At 65.0% G+C, this 14,865-nt stretch carries 12 protein-coding genes; 8 read left to right on the top strand and 4 right to left on the bottom strand.

Translation table 11 applies throughout. From position 1 onward, the window contains the following. Positions 1–238 precede the first annotated feature (238 nt). Positions 239–715 carry a hypothetical protein gene (locus AC5RUQ_RS11950; RefSeq protein ID WP_493947526.1) on the top strand — a complete coding sequence of 159 codons (477 nt, stop codon included), beginning with the start codon at positions 239–241 and terminating at the stop codon, positions 713–715. 23 nt (positions 716–738) lie between these two features. Here the strand turns inward: AC5RUQ_RS11950 and AC5RUQ_RS11945 are convergent, their stop codons facing one another. Together AC5RUQ_RS11945 and AC5RUQ_RS11940 are read right to left on the bottom strand one after the other, a co-directional pair. After that, positions 739–2,892, bottom strand: a complete 2,154-nt coding sequence (locus AC5RUQ_RS11945; RefSeq protein ID WP_493947525.1) for a putative bifunctional diguanylate cyclase/phosphodiesterase — start codon at positions 2,890–2,892, stop codon at positions 739–741. 164 nt (positions 2,893–3,056) lie between these two features. Then, complete coding sequence (locus AC5RUQ_RS11940; RefSeq protein WP_163164187.1) at positions 3,057–3,326, bottom strand: GlsB/YeaQ/YmgE family stress response membrane protein; 270 nt, start codon at positions 3,324–3,326, stop codon at positions 3,057–3,059. A 235-nt stretch (positions 3,327–3,561) separates the two neighbouring features. Between AC5RUQ_RS11940 and AC5RUQ_RS11935 the strand changes: the two genes are divergently transcribed. Further along, positions 3,562–4,428: an HAD hydrolase family protein gene (locus tag AC5RUQ_RS11935; RefSeq protein ID WP_493947524.1), complete on the top strand. Its 867-nt coding sequence runs from the start codon at positions 3,562–3,564 to the stop codon at positions 4,426–4,428. Positions 4,429–4,460: 32 nt separating this feature from the next. Here AC5RUQ_RS11935 and AC5RUQ_RS11930 read toward each other — a convergent pair whose 3' ends face one another. Together AC5RUQ_RS11930 and AC5RUQ_RS11925 are read right to left on the bottom strand one after the other, a co-directional pair. Next, positions 4,461–5,840 carry a UDP-glucose dehydrogenase family protein gene (locus AC5RUQ_RS11930; RefSeq protein ID WP_493947523.1) on the bottom strand — a complete coding sequence of 460 codons (1,380 nt, stop codon included), beginning with the start codon at positions 5,838–5,840 and terminating at the stop codon, positions 4,461–4,463. Next, a complete protein-coding gene (locus AC5RUQ_RS11925; protein ID WP_493947522.1) occupies positions 5,837–7,027 on the bottom strand; it encodes a glycosyltransferase family 4 protein in 1,191 nt (396 codons plus the stop codon). The genes AC5RUQ_RS11930 and AC5RUQ_RS11925 overlap by 4 nt, the downstream gene beginning before the upstream one ends. A gap of 258 nt (positions 7,028–7,285) precedes the next feature. Here AC5RUQ_RS11925 and AC5RUQ_RS11920 point away from each other — a divergent pair, with 258 nt between their 5' ends. From AC5RUQ_RS11920 to AC5RUQ_RS11895, 6 genes are all read left to right on the top strand, one after another. Further along, positions 7,286–8,815: a sugar ABC transporter ATP-binding protein gene (locus tag AC5RUQ_RS11920; protein ID WP_493947521.1), complete on the top strand. Its 1,530-nt coding sequence runs from the start codon at positions 7,286–7,288 to the stop codon at positions 8,813–8,815. Further along, complete coding sequence (locus tag AC5RUQ_RS11915; protein ID WP_493947520.1) at positions 8,812–9,861, top strand: ABC transporter permease; 1,050 nt, start codon at positions 8,812–8,814, stop codon at positions 9,859–9,861. Before AC5RUQ_RS11920 ends, AC5RUQ_RS11915 begins: the two co-directional genes overlap by 4 nt. Further along, positions 9,854–10,939, top strand: a complete 1,086-nt coding sequence (locus AC5RUQ_RS11910) for an ABC transporter permease (protein ID WP_493947519.1) — start codon at positions 9,854–9,856, stop codon at positions 10,937–10,939. The genes AC5RUQ_RS11915 and AC5RUQ_RS11910 overlap by 8 nt, the downstream gene beginning before the upstream one ends. Before the next feature lie 29 nt (positions 10,940–10,968). Beyond that, the gene (gene rhaS / locus AC5RUQ_RS11905; protein ID WP_493947518.1) at positions 10,969–12,027 is read left to right on the top strand and encodes a rhamnose ABC transporter substrate-binding protein; all 1,059 of its coding nucleotides are present in this window, start codon (positions 10,969–10,971) and stop codon (positions 12,025–12,027) included. Positions 12,028–12,116: 89 nt separating this feature from the next. Further along, positions 12,117–13,568 carry an arabinose isomerase gene (locus tag AC5RUQ_RS11900; RefSeq protein ID WP_493947517.1) on the top strand — a complete coding sequence of 484 codons (1,452 nt, stop codon included), beginning with the start codon at positions 12,117–12,119 and terminating at the stop codon, positions 13,566–13,568. Between the two features lie 230 nt (positions 13,569–13,798). After that, the gene (locus tag AC5RUQ_RS11895; protein WP_493947516.1) at positions 13,799–14,692 is read left to right on the top strand and encodes a DUF2382 domain-containing protein; all 894 of its coding nucleotides are present in this window, start codon (positions 13,799–13,801) and stop codon (positions 14,690–14,692) included. The last annotated feature ends 173 nt before the right edge of the window (positions 14,693–14,865 follow it).

Genomic DNA, 14,865 nt, shown 5'->3' with positions numbered 1-14,865 from the left:
CCATGTTGGCACCATTGGTATGGGCAAGCCGGCTCCAGGTGGCCGGACAGGTCCACCGTATTAGCTGCATCCGCAGCAGGGAAGGGGGGCTGCCCGCTGAACCGCCGGCGGAACTCTAAGGCGGCCCCGGCGTTAGGTTCATCACCACCGCCTGCGTGTTGCCGGAATCCACGGCCCGGCAGCCTCATACTGGTGTTGAGCGGCTGTTGCCGTGCCCCGGCCAGGCAGGAGGAAGTGCATGGAAACCCTGAAAAAAATCGTGTCCAACCAGTATTTCCCGGCCGCCGCGGTACTTGCCGCAGTGGTCCTTTTCTGGGCCGTTGGGCTCTTGGGCGGCCTGTCGCTCCTGCACAACAACCAGCCCCCGCTGACCACCCTGACCTGGATTTTGTTCGTCTACGGGGCGGCAGTGCTCACCCCGCTGGCAGGCGTCCTGGCCGCGACCGATTTGGTCCGGCGGTGGAAGCGCAACCGGGCCGCCGAAGCAGCCTACGCGGCTGAAGAAGCGTACGCCGTTGAAAAAACTTATGCAGTTGAAGAAGCCCACACCGCGGAAGCAGCGCACAGTGAGCCGATGCCGGACCATCGGGCAGCATCCCAGCAGGCGGCACCCCAGCAGGCGGCACCCGCCGCCGCGCCGCGGCCCGGCCAGAATACGGCACCCGCTGGACCGAAGAAGAGCGTCAAGCAGGCGGGACGCAAGCAGGCCGCGTAACGCCGTACTTCGGTTGATGCGCCCTACCGGGCCTTGAGAGCGTTGAGTGCCTCTTCCGCGTGGTGCAGGGCATACTCCAGCCGCTCGCCGGGTTCCGGCAATGAGAACAGGTACCCCTGCATCGAATCGCACTCCAGCGCGGCCAGGTAGTCAGCCTGGGCAGGCGTCTCCACGCCTTCGGCCGTCACTGTCAGCCCCAGGCTGTGCGCCATATTGATCATCGAACTGAGGATGGGCAGCCGTTCGGCGCCCGTGCGGACCATCGAGATAAACGTCTTGTCGATTTTCACCGTGTCCACCGGCAGGTCCTGCAGCCTGCCCAGCGAGGAATAACCGGTCCCGAAGTCGTCCAAAGCAACCCGGGTTCCGGCATCCCGCAGTGTGCTGAGCTGTTTAATCAGGCTGCAGTCGGCGTCAAAAAACACACTCTCAGTTACCTCCAGCACCAGCTGGTATGGGGCCACTCCGCTGGCTTCGGCGAGGCGGAGCACATGCTCGGCGAAATCCGGTTCCTGCAGTTGGACGCCTGAAACGTTCACGGACAGGGAGCGGGACGGGTCCTCGCTGAGCCAGGACGCCAACTGCACCATGCCGAGGGCCATCACCTCCGCCCCGATCTCGCTGATCAGCCCGGTGCGTTCAGCCAAGGGGATGAATACCGACGGCGGGACGCGCTCGCCGCCCCGGTTCCACCTGGCCAGCGCCTCGAACTTAACAACCTGGCCCATGCGGTGCGAGACAATCGGCTGGAAGTCCACCGAGATTTCCCCCCGTGCGACGGCCAACTGCAACCCGCTTTCCATGTCCGTCCTTTGCACCAGGGCCGCCATCATGTCCGGGTGGAACCTCAGGAAGCGGTTTTTGCCGGCAGCCTTGGCAGCGTACATCGCGATATCCGCGTGCCGCAGCAGCTCGGACGCGCCTACGCTTTCCCGGCCCAGTGACGCCAGCCCCAGGCTAAGGCTGGGCCGAAGCACAGTGCCGTTGATGGTCACGGGCACGTGCAGGCACCGGACAATGCAGGCAGCAATCGCATCCGCGTCCGGGCAGGCAGTCAGCAGCACCACAAACTCATCGCCCCCGAGCCGGGCCACCACATCGGCGGTGGGCACGCAACCACGCAGCCGGCGGGCCACCTCGATCAGCATGTCGTCGCCGGCCTGGTGCCCCAGAATGTCGTTGACTTCCTTGAAATCGTCCAGGTCCAGAAGGAGGACATCCACTGCCTTCAACCGCGGCTCTGTCAGTGCGTCCACCAGTCCGTCATTAAAGACGGCCCTGTTGGCGAGTCCGGTCAACGGATCCTGGAATGCCATGGTGCGCAGTTTCTCCGCCTGGGCGGCGAGGTCGAGCATCGCCTGGTGCGCCTGCTCCTGGGCCTTCCGTCGCGGAGTAACGTCCCGGAAACTCCACACCCGGCCAACGATGTTGTCGCCCACGCGCTGCGGGCGCGAATACCGCTCGAAGGTGCGGCCGTCCTTAAAGTCCACCACGTCGTGGCTTTCAGCTGCAGGGTTGTCCTCCAACTCGTTGACCCGGCCCATAAAAGCGATGGGATCTACTACCTGGGCAACAACGAGCCGCATAATCGGTTGTTCACTGTCACCGTCCAGCAGTTCCGGCGGGATGCCCCACATTCGGAGGAACTGGTCATTGAAACCGGCCACGCGGCCCTCGGCACTCATAACCAAAATGCCGTCTGCCGTGGACTCCAGGGTTGCAGCGAGCAGGGACATAGCCTCGCGCAGGTCCTCGTTCGCTGCCTTCCGGTGCGCCGTACCGCGGACGGACAACAGCAGCTGTGGTGCCGTTTGGCTGCCGCCGCGGCCATTGGCGGCGAGGTCCGGGACCAGTGATGCGGCTACCTCCGCCGAAAACTCGGTCCCGCTGCTGTGCACCCCGTAAACCTCCCGCGGCTGGGGGTATTTCCCGGGCTGCGTGAGGAGCTGCTGGAAGAGTTGGTCCACCTCGTCGCGGAAGCCCTCCGCAAGCAGCGCCTGGTGGTTCCGGCCCGTCAATTCTTCGCAACTGGCCCCGAAAAGCCTCTCGGCGGCGGCGTTGGCCATGGTAATGGTGCCGTCGGGTGCCAATGCGAGGAGTGCGTCGGGGCTGGCGTCCAGCACTGCCCCAAACCGTTGTGCTGTGAAACTCTTGCTGTGGCTTCGAGAATCAGCCATGTCACCACCCCCTCGCACATCATAAAGTGCGGATGCAGAAAATTGATGGGTCCAGCGGAAGCAGTTTCCGGGAACCGGGAACCGGTCGGGGCGAGCGGGCAAGCAAAAGCGCCGCCCTCCGCATGCGGAGAACGGCGCTTGCCCTTACAGAATTTGGTTGGCGGCTACACCCGGCGATGGCTGCGGTTGGTGACTGCACCGTAAACAAGCAGCACGATAATCGACCCAAGAATGGCCAGCAGCCATGTGCGGATATCGAAGAATTCAGCCAGTCCGCCACCGAAAATCAGGGAGCCGATCCAGCCGCCCAGAATAGCGCCGACAACCCCGAGGACCAGGGTCATCACCCATCCTCCGCCCTGACGGCCCGGCAGGATGGCCTTTGCAATAGCTCCGGCAATCAGGCCCAAAATGAGAAATCCTAGAATACCCATGTTGTCACTCCTTAATCAGTTAAGTTGTGCCGGGCCCCCATTTCCGGTTCCATAATTCAAGCAGTGTGCTTACTACACTTCAAGGCTTGTTTATTACGGGATGGCTGTCAGTTTGGGCGGTGGGAACGCAGCTTCTTGGCAGGGCTGTGGGGGCAGCAGCGAAATCAGCGATCCCGCGGGCGTGAACGCTCTTCGATAGAGTTGACTGTCCCGCCACCCAGCTAGGAGTTCCGGCATGTCCAGCCAGCAGACCGTCCGCCCACGCGCCATCTTCCTCGATATCGACGGCACTTACGCTGACCACGGTTTGGCCCCGGAAGCCCATGTGGAGGCCGTCCGCACCGCCCGTCGGCTCGGACACCTGGTCTTTGTCTGCACCGGGCGGCCGCTGTCCATGGTCCCCGGCCATATCCTGGAAGCCGGTTTCGACGGCAGCATCACCGGAGCCGGCGCGCGGGTGGAGTGCGGGGGAGAAGTTCTGAAGGACACGCGGTTCGAACCGGAGCTGGCCGCCAGGATTGTGGAGGCGCTGGACGCCCATGACGCCGCCTACATCCTGGAAGCACCCGAGGCCTTGCACGGCCGCACCGGCGTGGACCAGAGGCTGAGGGAGGTGCTTGGACCTATCTTCGCCGGACGCCCACAGCACGACGGAATCCTTAGCACTGATGTGGATCCCCTTGAGGACATCCTGGGCCCCATGCAGTACAGCGACAACCTGCGCACCACGTCGTACGCTAAAATATCCTGCTTCGATTCGCCGGTGCCGCTGCAGCAGCTGGTGGACGGGCTGGGGCCTCAGGTTGGACTGATCCCCAGTTCCCTTTCCGCCCTGGGCGACAGGGCCGGGGAGATCTTTATGGCCGGAACGCACAAAGCGGTAGGCATCCAGGTGGTGGAGGCGCACCTCGGCCTGGACCGTGCGGACATCGTGGCCATCGGAGACAGCGCCAACGACATTGAGATGCTTGAGTACGCCGCTGTGGGAATCGCAGTGGAAGGCGGGCACCCGGCTGTGCTGGCGGTTGCTGACCGCATTACCGCCGGTCCATCCGGAAACGGCGTGGCGCTCGCCTTCGCCGAGCTCGGCCTCCTGAACTGAGCCTCCCCCCTGAGACGTGCCTCCTTTCTGAGCTAGGCCCGGGGGAGTGCCCTCTCCAACGCCTGATCTTCCGTGCTTCCTGTCCCAAGGCCGCGTACCAGCCAGCCTTCCGCCTGCCAGGCGTTAGCGTCCAAGGCGTTCCGCGCGTCCAGCACCACCCGCCGTCGTACCAGCCCGCCCGCGACGGCCGGGGAAAGGCGGCGGTATTCGTCCCACTCGGTGAGGAGCAGTACCAGCTCGGCGCCCTCGAGCGCCCGTTCCGTGGAGGCCTCAAACCGGAGGCGGGGATAGCGGCGCCAGGCGTGGTTCACTGCCTTGGGATCCGTGACCGTCACATGCGCACCGGCAGCCGCGAGACGGTCGGCAACGTCAAGGGCGGGGGAATCCCGGATGTCGTCCGTGTCCGGTTTGAAGGACGCACCCAGCACGGTAAGGGAGCGCCCTGGAAGGTTGCCGCCGCAAAGCTCAGCGGCAAGGGAGACGGCACGCCCGCGCTGGCCCAGGTTCACCGTATCAACCAGCCGCATCCAGTCGTCCACGGCAGCGACGCCGAGGGCTGATGCCTGGGACCGGAAGCTGCGGATGTCCTTGGGCAGGCAGCCGCCGCCGAAACCCAGCCCGGCGTGCAGGTACCGCCCGCCGATCCGCGGGTCCATCCCCATTGCCTCGCTAAGTTCCGCCACGTCCGCTCCCGAAGCGTCGCATAGCTCGGCCATGGCGTTGATGAAGCTGACTTTGGTGGCCAGGTAGGCGTTCGCCGCCGACTTGATGAGTTCCGCGGTGGCGAAGTTGCAGACCATGCGCGGAATCCCGGCGGCGAGCAGCGGCTCGTACACGGCGTCCAGGGCGGCCGTCACGCCCAGCGGCGCCCCGGTCCGGAGGTTGAACGCGGCGGTACGTCCGCCTTCAACGCCGTAAACGAGCCGGTCCGGCACCAACGAGTCCTTCACCGCGGTGCCTTGCCTCAGGAACTCGGGGTTCCAGCCCAGCAGCACATCGGGCCGGGCGGCCAGCAGGCCGCGAAGCATGTCCACAGTGCCCACCGGCACCGTGGATTCTCCGACGACGACGGCGCCCGCCGCGAGGTGCGGCAGCAGCGCCTCCGCGGCGGAGACCAGGTAGGTGAGGTCGGCGGCGTCGGACGTTTTGTGTTGGGGCGTGCCCACGCACAGGAAGTGCACCTGCGCGCCCTTGGCGGCAGCCGCAGTTGTGGCAAAGGTGAGCCTGCCGTTGGCCAGCCCGTCCTGCAGCAGTTCGTCCAGCCCGGGTTCGTGGAAGGGGGCCGCGCCGCGTGCCAACTGCTCCACCTTGCCGGGGTCGACGTCGACGCCCACCACAGTGTGGCCCATGGACGCCAGCGTGGCGGCGTGCACTGCACCGAGGTAGCCGCACCCGATCACGGAAATTTTCACTGTCCCCACCCGGGCCCCAACCTCGCAGGCTCGGCCAGGGAACCCGGTGGGCGTGGGCCCGGCGCAACCACCGGCCCACCACTGATGACTGATTGGTAATGCCGGATCAGTTCGCTGCAAAGCGTGGGCCACGTCCTGTCCTGCACTGAGGCGTGGGCCGCTGCCGCGAACGCGCGGCGCTTGGCGTCATCGCCCATCAGGTCCAGGACGCGGGCGCGCATGCCGGACAAGTCCCCGGGTTCATACAGCCAGCCAGTCCGGGAGTTCTCCACCAGGTCCAGGGGCCCGCCGCGGCCCGTGGCCACCACCGGCACACCGCAGGCCATGGCCTCCTGGATGGTCTGGCAGAACGTCTCGAATTCGCCGGGATGGACGAACAGGTCAAAGGATGCAACAGCACGTGCCAGTTCCTCGCCGCCCAGGAACCCGGTGAAAACTGCGGCGGGCAAGGCTTCCTCCAGTGCCGCCCGCTGCGGCCCGTCGCCCACAATCACCAGTTTGGTGTTGGGAACCCCTGCCAGGGCAGCCAGGTCCTCCACCTGCTTCTCCACCGCCAGCCGGCCGACGTAGCCGATGATCCGCTCATCCCCGGGAGCGACGGCGGCCCGCCACCCGTCGTCGCGCTTTTCCGGCGAAAACCGGGCCGTGTCCACGCCCCGGCGCCACATCTCCACTCGAGGGATGCCGCGGCCGCGCAACTGGTTCAGCGCGAACGTGGACGGCACCAGGGTGCGGGTGGCGAGCAGGTGGATGTTTTCCACCCGGTTCCAGGCCCAGTTCTCCAGGAACGGCACACCGTACCGGGCCGCGTAGCTGGGAACTTCGGTCTGGTAGATGGCAACGGTGGGTATGCCCAACTGGTGGGCCGCCTGGGCAGCCCGCCAGCCGAGGACGAATGGCGAGGCCAGGTGGACGACGTCCGGTGCGTAGTCGGCAAGGATTCGCTTGACCCGGTACACACCGCCCATCGCTATCCTGACGTTCGTATAGCCCGCCAACGGCACCGCAGGCAGCCGGTGGATCTCCGCGCCCTTGACGCGGTCCGGCGCTTCCCCGTCCAGCGTGGAGGGCGCGATGACCAGGACGTCGTCGCCCCGGTCCTCAAGGTGCTCCAGCACACGCAGGATGGAATGCGTTACGCCGTTCATCAGCGGCAGGAATGATTCAGCGACAATTGCGATCCTCACCTTTCCACGGTGGGCGGGCGGCGTTGCCGCGCGGGGGACTGGATGTGACGCCGGGGGAAAGGTTTGGGAAACATCAGGACGCCGGTCCGCACCTTTTGAACACGGATCAATCACGAATACTCCGGCGCCCGCCAATTCTATTGACCGTGCTGTTCAGCGGGAATTATGATTCAGATCACGTGAATGGTGTGAAACGATTCATTGGCGAAGCATAAACCTCAGAGACGCGGTTCCTTTATGCAGCAAGATCGCAGTGAAATGCCGCAGCCCGGTCAAGGCACCAGGCAGGGCGAGCCGGTGCTCTCACTGACCGGCGCTGCCAAGACCTTTGGCCCGGTGGTGGCCCTGGCAGACGGCACGGTTGAGATCCGCGCCGGGGAGATCCACGCGCTGGTGGGGGAGAACGGCGCCGGCAAGTCTACCCTCGTGAAAATCCTCGCCGGCCTTTATCACCCCGACTCCGGGGATTTCCGGCTCAGCGGCGAGCCTGTCCACTTTCGCAGTGTGGCAGAGAGCAAGGCTGCCGGCATTTCCGTGATCTACCAGGAACCCACCCTGTTCCCGGACCTCACAGTGGCAGAAAACATCTTCATCGGCCGGCAGCCCAAGGGGCGGTCGCGGCTGATCAGCCGTGCGGAGATGCGGCGGCAGGCCAGTGAACTGTTCGGCCGGCTGGGAGTCCCCATTGATCCGTCCCGCGCGGCGGAGGGGCTTTCCATCGCGGACCAGCAGATCATCGAGATCGCCAAGGCCATTTCGCTGGACGCCAGGGTGCTGGTCATGGACGAGCCCACTGCCGCGCTCAGCGGTGTGGAAGTGGAGCGGCTCTTTGCCGTAGCCCGCGCCTTGCGGGACAAAGGGACCGGAATCCTGTTCATTTCCCACCGCTTCGATGAGGTGTTCGATCTCTGCGACCGGATCACGGTGATGCGGGACGGACGCTACATTGCAACCCACCGGACCGCCGAGGTCACCGTGGAAAAGATCGTGCGGGAAATGGTGGGCCGGGACATCGGAACCCTCTTCCCCAAGGCCGAGGCGGACATCGGGCACACCGTCCTCAAGGTTGACGGGCTCAGCAGGTCCGGAGTTTTCCGTGACATCAGCTTCGACGTCCGGGCCGGTGAAATCGTTGCCCTCGCCGGCCTGGTGGGTGCAGGCCGGACCGAGGTTGCCCGGGCCGTGTTTGGCATCGACCCCTACGATTCGGGACAGGTCTCGGTGGAGGGAAAGCCACTGAAGGCCCGGAGCCCGCAGGCCGCCATCGCCGCCGGCCTGGGCTTTGTGCCGGAGGACCGGCGCAAGCAGGGCCTGGTGATGAACTTGTCGGTGGCGCGGAACGTAACGCTCACTCTGCGGAACAAATTCGTGACCGCCGGGCTCATCAACGGCGGCAAGGAGCGTGCTGCCGCGAAGGAGTGGAGCAAACGGCTGCAGGTGAAGGCCGGCTCCCAGGAGCACGCCGTATCCACGCTCTCCGGCGGCAACCAGCAAAAGGTGGTGCTGGCCAAGTGGCTGGCCACCGACCCGAAGCTGCTCATCATCGACGAACCCACCCGCGGCATCGACGTGGGCACCAAGAGTGAGGTCCACCGCCTTATCTCCGACCTGGCCGGCCGTGGCATCGCCATCCTGATGATCTCCTCCGAGCTCCCCGAGGTCCTGGGCATGGCAGACCGTGTCCTCGTGATGCGCGAGGGCCGCATTACCGCCCAGCTGGACAGGGCGGATGCGGATCCGGAATCCGTGATGCACGCGGCCACCTCCTCGACAGGAGTTATGGAATGAGTTCCACCCTGAGACACGGGGAAAAAAGCACGACGGCGGCCCGCGCCGGCGGCGGCAGCGGTGGGTTCGGTTCGCTGCTGCGCCTGCGTGAACTTCCCGTCCTGATTGCACTGGCACTGCTGGTGCTCATCACCTTCCTCAACAATCCGCTGTTCCTGTCACCGCAGGGAGTCAAGGACCTGCTCCTCAACGCCACCATCATCGTTATCCTTGCGGCCGGGCAAACCCTGCTCATCATCACGCGGAACATCGATCTGTCCGTCGGCTCCATGCTGGGGCTGGTTGCCTTCGGCACCGGCTCGATTTTCGCCGCAATGCCTGACCTTCCCATCCTTGCGGTCCTGCTCGTTGGCATGGCCTTCGGCGCCGTGCTCGGAATGGTGAACGGGTTCCTGGTCACTGTGGCCAAGGTGCCGGCGCTGGTCATCACCCTGGGCACCCTCTACGTGTTCCGCGGACTGAACAACGCGTGGGCCGGCGGCAAGCAGTACTTCGCCGGGGACCGGCCGGAGGCATTCGGCGCGCTGTCCGTGGACACGGTTCTGGGCTTCCCCATCATCACCCTGCTGGCCATTGCGGTGGTCGCGGCGGTTGCGGTCTATATGGCGGGCACCCGCCCCGGCCGGGACCTGTATGCCATCGGATCGGACCCGGAAGCGGCGAAGGTCCTGGGCATCAAAGTGTCCAAACGCGTGTTCCTTGCCTTCCTCGCCAACGGAGCCCTCGCCGGCCTGGCCGGAGTGCTCTACGCCAGCCGCTTCAACTCAGTCGGCGCCACCACCGGGACCGGGATGGAACTCGACGTGGTGGCTGCGGCGGTGGTAGGCGGAGTGGCGATCTTCGGCGGCAGCGGGACGGTGGCCGGTGCAGCCCTCGGAGCCCTGCTCCTGACCACCATCACCAGTTCCCTGACCGCTCTTCGGGTGGACAAGTTCTGGCAGCAGGCCATCGTGGGCATCCTGATCCTGACGGCCATCGTCATCGACCGCCTGGCCAGCCTGCGGACGGCCCGGAAACTGCGGATAAGCGAGGCCCGGAATGTCTGAGACCACCACTCCCAGCAGCACTCCCACAGCCGTGCCGGTCGCCGACAGCACCAAGCCGCTGGCCACGGAGCCAAAAGGAAAAACGGGTGCTGCCCGCATCCTGGCCAGCCGTGACGCCATCACCATCTACGTCCTGCTGGCGTTCCTGATGTACGCCGCTATCGCCATCCCGCGCTTTGCTTCACCGGTGACTACGGGCTTCCTGCTCCTGGACGTCATCCCCGTCCTGCTGATAGCGATGCCAATGACGCTCATCATCGTCACCGGAGAAATCGACCTGTCGGTGGCGAGCATCGCCGGGTTGACCAGCGCGTTGATGGGCGTGCTCTGGGCGGCCGGGCTGGACATCTGGCTGGTGCTGGCCCTTTGCCTGCTGGCGGGAATAGGGGCCGGCATGTTCAACGGCTTCCTCATTGCTGTCCTTGGCTTGCCCTCGTTGGCGGTCACCATCGGAACACTGGCCCTTTTCCGGGGCCTTGCCCTGGTGGTCATCGGGGACAACGCGGTAGCCAACTTCCCCAAGCCGCTGACGGCCTTCTTTACCTCCAAGCTTGGCGGCACCGGCATCCCCACGGTGATGATCGGCGTCGTACTCATCATGGTGTTCTTCGGCGTGCTGCTTCATTTCACGCCTTTTGGCCGCGGGCTGTACGCGATGGGCTACAGCAAGGAGGCAGCCAACTTCGTGGGCATCAACGTGGCGCGGAGCAAATTCTGGCTCTATGTGGCCTCCGGCGCGGTGTCAGCCTTGGCCGGCATCTACTGGACGCTGCGCTACACCAGTGCCCGGAGCGATAACGCCTCCGGCCTGGAGTTGGCCGTCATTGCTGCTGTGCTCCTCGGCGGTGTTTCGATCTTCGGCGGCAAGGGCACCATTCCGGGTGTGGTTGCCGGCGTGCTGCTGATCGGCAGCCTGAACTATGCCCTGCGCCTGGGGAGGGTGTCCGACGTCGTCCTCATTACCGTGACTGGCCTGCTGCTCATTTTTTCGGTGGTGGCACCCAGCATCGGCGCTGCCGTCCGGGAATGGCGGCACACCCGGCGGGTCCGGCAGAGCTTCAACCGGAGCGCAGCCTAAACCGACCACCCAAGGGAAAAGGAAAAACAATGATGTTGAACCGAAAAAGCACCGGCAGGCGCGCACACTTCGCTCCACTGGTGGCCATCACGGCAGCCTCGGCGCTGGCCCTGACGGCGTGCAGCGGCGGAACGGGAACAACGGGCGAGACCTCCGCCGCCGTTGAAGAACAGAAAATCACGTTTATCCCCAAACAGCTGAACAACCCCTACACCGACGTTGTCCTCGGCGGCGGAAAGGACGGCGCCCAGGAAGCCGGGTTCGCCTCCTCCCAGGTGGTTGGCCCCCTCGAAGCGTCGGCGTCCAGCCAGGTCTCATTCATCAACGCCGAAACCCAGGCGGGGACCAACGTCATCGTCATCGCCGCCAACGATCCCGACGCCGTCTGCACGGCTTTGGGCGAGGCCCGTTCCGCCGGTGCCAAGATCGTTGCTTTCGACTCGGACGCCAACCCAGACTGCCGTGATGTGTTCATCAGCCAGGTGGTGGCCAAGGAAGTGGCCCTGATCCAGACGAAGCTGATCGCGGACCAGATCGGCGGTTCGGGTGAGATCGCCATCCTGTCCGCCACGGCAAACGCCACCAACCAGAACGAATGGATCAAGTTCATGGAGGAGGACCTGGCGTCGAACCCGGCCTACAAGGACATCAAGCTGGTGGCGAAGGTCTACGGCGACGACGATGACACCAAGTCGTTCCAGGAAGCCCAGGGCCTGCTGCAGGCGCACCCGAACCTGAAGGGCATCATTTCGCCCACAACAGTGGGTATCGCCGCGACCGCCCGGTACCTCTCCACCTCGGCCTACAAGGGCAAGGTTGCGCTGACCGGACTGGGATTGCCCAACGAGATGCGGCCGTTCGTCAAGGACGGCACCGTAAAGGAGTTCGCCCTCTGGGATCCCGCCCAGCTCGGATACGTCGCTGCGTTCGCCGGTAAGGCACTTGTGGAGGGAAAGATCACCGGCGCTCCCGGTGACACGTTCACTGCAGGGGAGTTGGGGGACCGGACCATCGAAGAAGGCGGCGTGGTCATTGTTGGTCCGCCAACCGTCTTCAACGCACAGAACATCGACCAGTACAACTTCTAGCGTGTTGGTGCGCAGCCCGGGCGGGCTCCTCCAGCCGCCCGGTCTTCCGTGCCCCGCGCTGCTCTCAGCCAGCGGAATCGAAGGTTGTTATGCCGCCCACCAATAAGAACGTTGCTGCCTTACTGGAGCCCCATCGGCGGCGGGCCACGCGGATCGGACTGGTCTCGGGAGGACTGGGAGCCTACTGGCCCCAGTTCCCCGGGCTCCTGCCGCAGCTGGAGGAGTCAGCCCGCTACGTCACGGCGCGCTTCAAGGAGCTGGACGCGGAGGTGGTGGACGCAGGCTTCATCTCCGATGCCACCCAGGCCGTTACGGCAGGGGAAAAGCTTCGCCAGGCTGACTGCGACCTGATCGTCATCTTCCTCGCCACCTACCTGACTTCCTCGATGGTTCTGCCGGTGGCCCAGCGCTCCGGAAGTCCGGTACTGGTGGTCGACCTCCAGCCCACGGAAGCGATGGACCACGCGAACTTCGATACGGGCGCCTGGCTCGCCTACTGCGGCCAATGCCCGGTCCCGGAGGTAGCGAACGTCTTCCGCCGGGCGGGAATCGACTTCCGGTCCGTCTCCGGGCATTTGAAGCAGGAATCCGCCTGGGAACGGATTGAACAGTGGGTGCACGCCGCCGGTGTTCGCGCGAGGCTCCGGAACGCGCGGCACGGCCTGATGGGCCACCTCTATCCGGGCATGCTGGACGTCGCTACCGACCTGACCACGGTTTCCACTACATTCGGTTCCCACGTTGAAGTGCTCGAGTTCGATGACCTGCGTGAGCGCGTGAAGGCTGTCACCGACGCCGAGGTGTCCGAACGGCTTGACCTGGCGCGGGAGCTGTTTGTGCTCGATGAGTCGGTCAACGACGACGACTTCGCCTGGGGCGCCAGGGTTTCCGTGGGCCTGGACCGGTTGGTGGAGGACTTCGACCTGGACTCGGTGGCGTACTACCACCGCGGGCTGGCAGGAGAACAGCACGAGCGGCTGGGCGCCGGGATGATCCTGGGCTCCTCCATCCTTACGGCGCGCGGCATTCCCATGGCGGGGGAGTACGAGCTGCGGACTTCAATCGCCATGCTTGCTGCCCAGGCCATCGGCGCCGGCGGTTCGTTTACGGAAATCCAGGCGCTGAACTTTTTCGACAACGTGGTGGAGATGGGGCATGACGGCCCGGCCCACCTGGCCGTCTCTTCCAAAGATCCACTTTTGCGCGGCCTTGGCGTCTATCACGGCAAGCGCGGTTGGGGAGTTTCAGTGGAGTTCGACGTCCAGCCCGGACCGGTCACCACTCTGGGTCTTGGCCAGGACCCCGACGGCAGCTACGTCTTCGTGACGTCGGAAGGGACAGTGGTGCCGGGCCCGCTGCTGGCCATTGGCAACACCACTTCGCGCGTGGATTTTGGTGGCGACCCCGGCCTCTGGGTCGACCGGTGGAGCCAGACCGGAACCGGCCACCACTGGGCCTTGTGCCTTGGCCGCCGGGCTGCCGACATCAAGGCTGCCGCCTCCCTTCTGGGCGTCGAGCACCGGCACGTGTCCCTCCTCTAGAGGCAAAATTTTTTCCGGACAAAGTGGCTCGTCAACGCATGTTCCGGGGATCCGGCATGAGAAAAATTACTAAGTAGACTTCCCTTTTGATGCTAAGCATGCTTACGGTATGGGGGAGCTAGCGGAGAGCCTTCAGCAGAGGGGGCGGAGGCCGAGTGCCGGTTCAACCGGTGCCGGGACATCCAATTGCTAGCTAATGCCCAGCGCAACGACACATCCAAGGAGACGTCATGCTCAACCGGGAAAATATTGAAAGCCTGCTCAACAAGGGCGGCAACGTCGTCGGTTCCGATGGCGAGAAGATCGGCTCGATTGGTCAGCTGTACGCAGACGACGACACAGGTGAGCCCACGTGGGTTACCGTCAAAACGGGCCTTTTTGGCACGTCCCAGTCCTTTGTCCCCGTTGAGGGCGCCCACACCCAGGGCGACGACCTGGTGGTGCCGTACAGCAAGGACCACGTCAAGGACGCCCCGCGAGTCGACGTCGACGGACACCTCACGCCTGAGGAAGAGGACCGCCTGTACACCTACTACGACCGCGGCGCGCGCACGTACTCCGATACCCGCGGTGACGCCGGGGATTATGACACGCGCGGCGATGTAGACCTGCAGGGCGACGCCGACCTGAACGCCGGCACCCCCAATGCCGGTACCGCCGGCTACGCATCCGGCACCGGCACCGCGGGCTACGCTTCTGACCGCGACACCGTGGGCCACGATACCTCTGGTCCGACCACCGATGACGCCATGACCCGCTCCGAGGAACAGCTTCGCGTCGGCACCGAGCGTGAAGCTGCCGGCCGGGCCAGGCTCCGCAAGTACGTCACCACGGAAAATGTCACCAAGACGGTACCCGTGCAGCGTGAAGAGGTCCGCCTGGAGCGGGAGCCCATCACCGACGCCAACCGCGGCGCCGCCCTTGATGGCCCGGACATCAGTGAAGAAGAACACGAGGTGATCCTGCATGAGGAACGCCCCGTGGTGCAGAAGGAAGCGGTTCCGGTGGAACGCGTACGCCTGGACAAGGACGTTGTCCAGGAAAACGTGACGGTCAACGAGGAAGTCCGCAAGGAACACATCGAGGCCGACGGCGACGGCATCGACCGCGGCCAGCGCCGCTGACACATGCCGCTGGCCTTCTGTTGAAGCGCCGTTGAACGGACCGGCGCTGACGCACCCGCACAGCGACCGACGCCGGGAGTCCACTTGGGGGCTCCCGGCGTCGTTGTGCATGCGGAACTTTCTCATTTTGCCGGGCCGGCCTGCTGCTGGTGCAAGCCGGCCGCGGAGATGCT

The organism is Arthrobacter sp. MDT2-3 (assembly GCF_059090465.1).
This window is presented reverse-complemented; position numbering and strand designations above follow the sequence as displayed.

Coding starts and splice junctions, on each gene's coding strand:
- AC5RUQ_RS11950 (WP_493947526.1), top strand. CDS start 239: ATGGAAACCCTGAAAAAAATCGTGTCCAACCAGTATTTCCCGGCCGCC.
- AC5RUQ_RS11945 (WP_493947525.1), bottom strand. CDS start 2,892: ATGGCTGATTCTCGAAGCCACAGCAAGAGTTTCACAGCACAACGGTTT.
- AC5RUQ_RS11940 (WP_163164187.1), bottom strand. CDS start 3,326: ATGGGTATTCTAGGATTTCTCATTTTGGGCCTGATTGCCGGAGCTATT.
- AC5RUQ_RS11935 (WP_493947524.1), top strand. CDS start 3,562: ATGTCCAGCCAGCAGACCGTCCGCCCACGCGCCATCTTCCTCGATATC.
- AC5RUQ_RS11920 (WP_493947521.1), top strand. CDS start 7,286: ATGCCGCAGCCCGGTCAAGGCACCAGGCAGGGCGAGCCGGTGCTCTCA.
- AC5RUQ_RS11915 (WP_493947520.1), top strand. CDS start 8,812: ATGAGTTCCACCCTGAGACACGGGGAAAAAAGCACGACGGCGGCCCGC.
- AC5RUQ_RS11910 (WP_493947519.1), top strand. CDS start 9,854: ATGTCTGAGACCACCACTCCCAGCAGCACTCCCACAGCCGTGCCGGTC.
- rhaS (WP_493947518.1), top strand. CDS start 10,969: ATGATGTTGAACCGAAAAAGCACCGGCAGGCGCGCACACTTCGCTCCA.
- AC5RUQ_RS11900 (WP_493947517.1), top strand. CDS start 12,117: ATGCCGCCCACCAATAAGAACGTTGCTGCCTTACTGGAGCCCCATCGG.
- AC5RUQ_RS11895 (WP_493947516.1), top strand. CDS start 13,799: ATGCTCAACCGGGAAAATATTGAAAGCCTGCTCAACAAGGGCGGCAAC.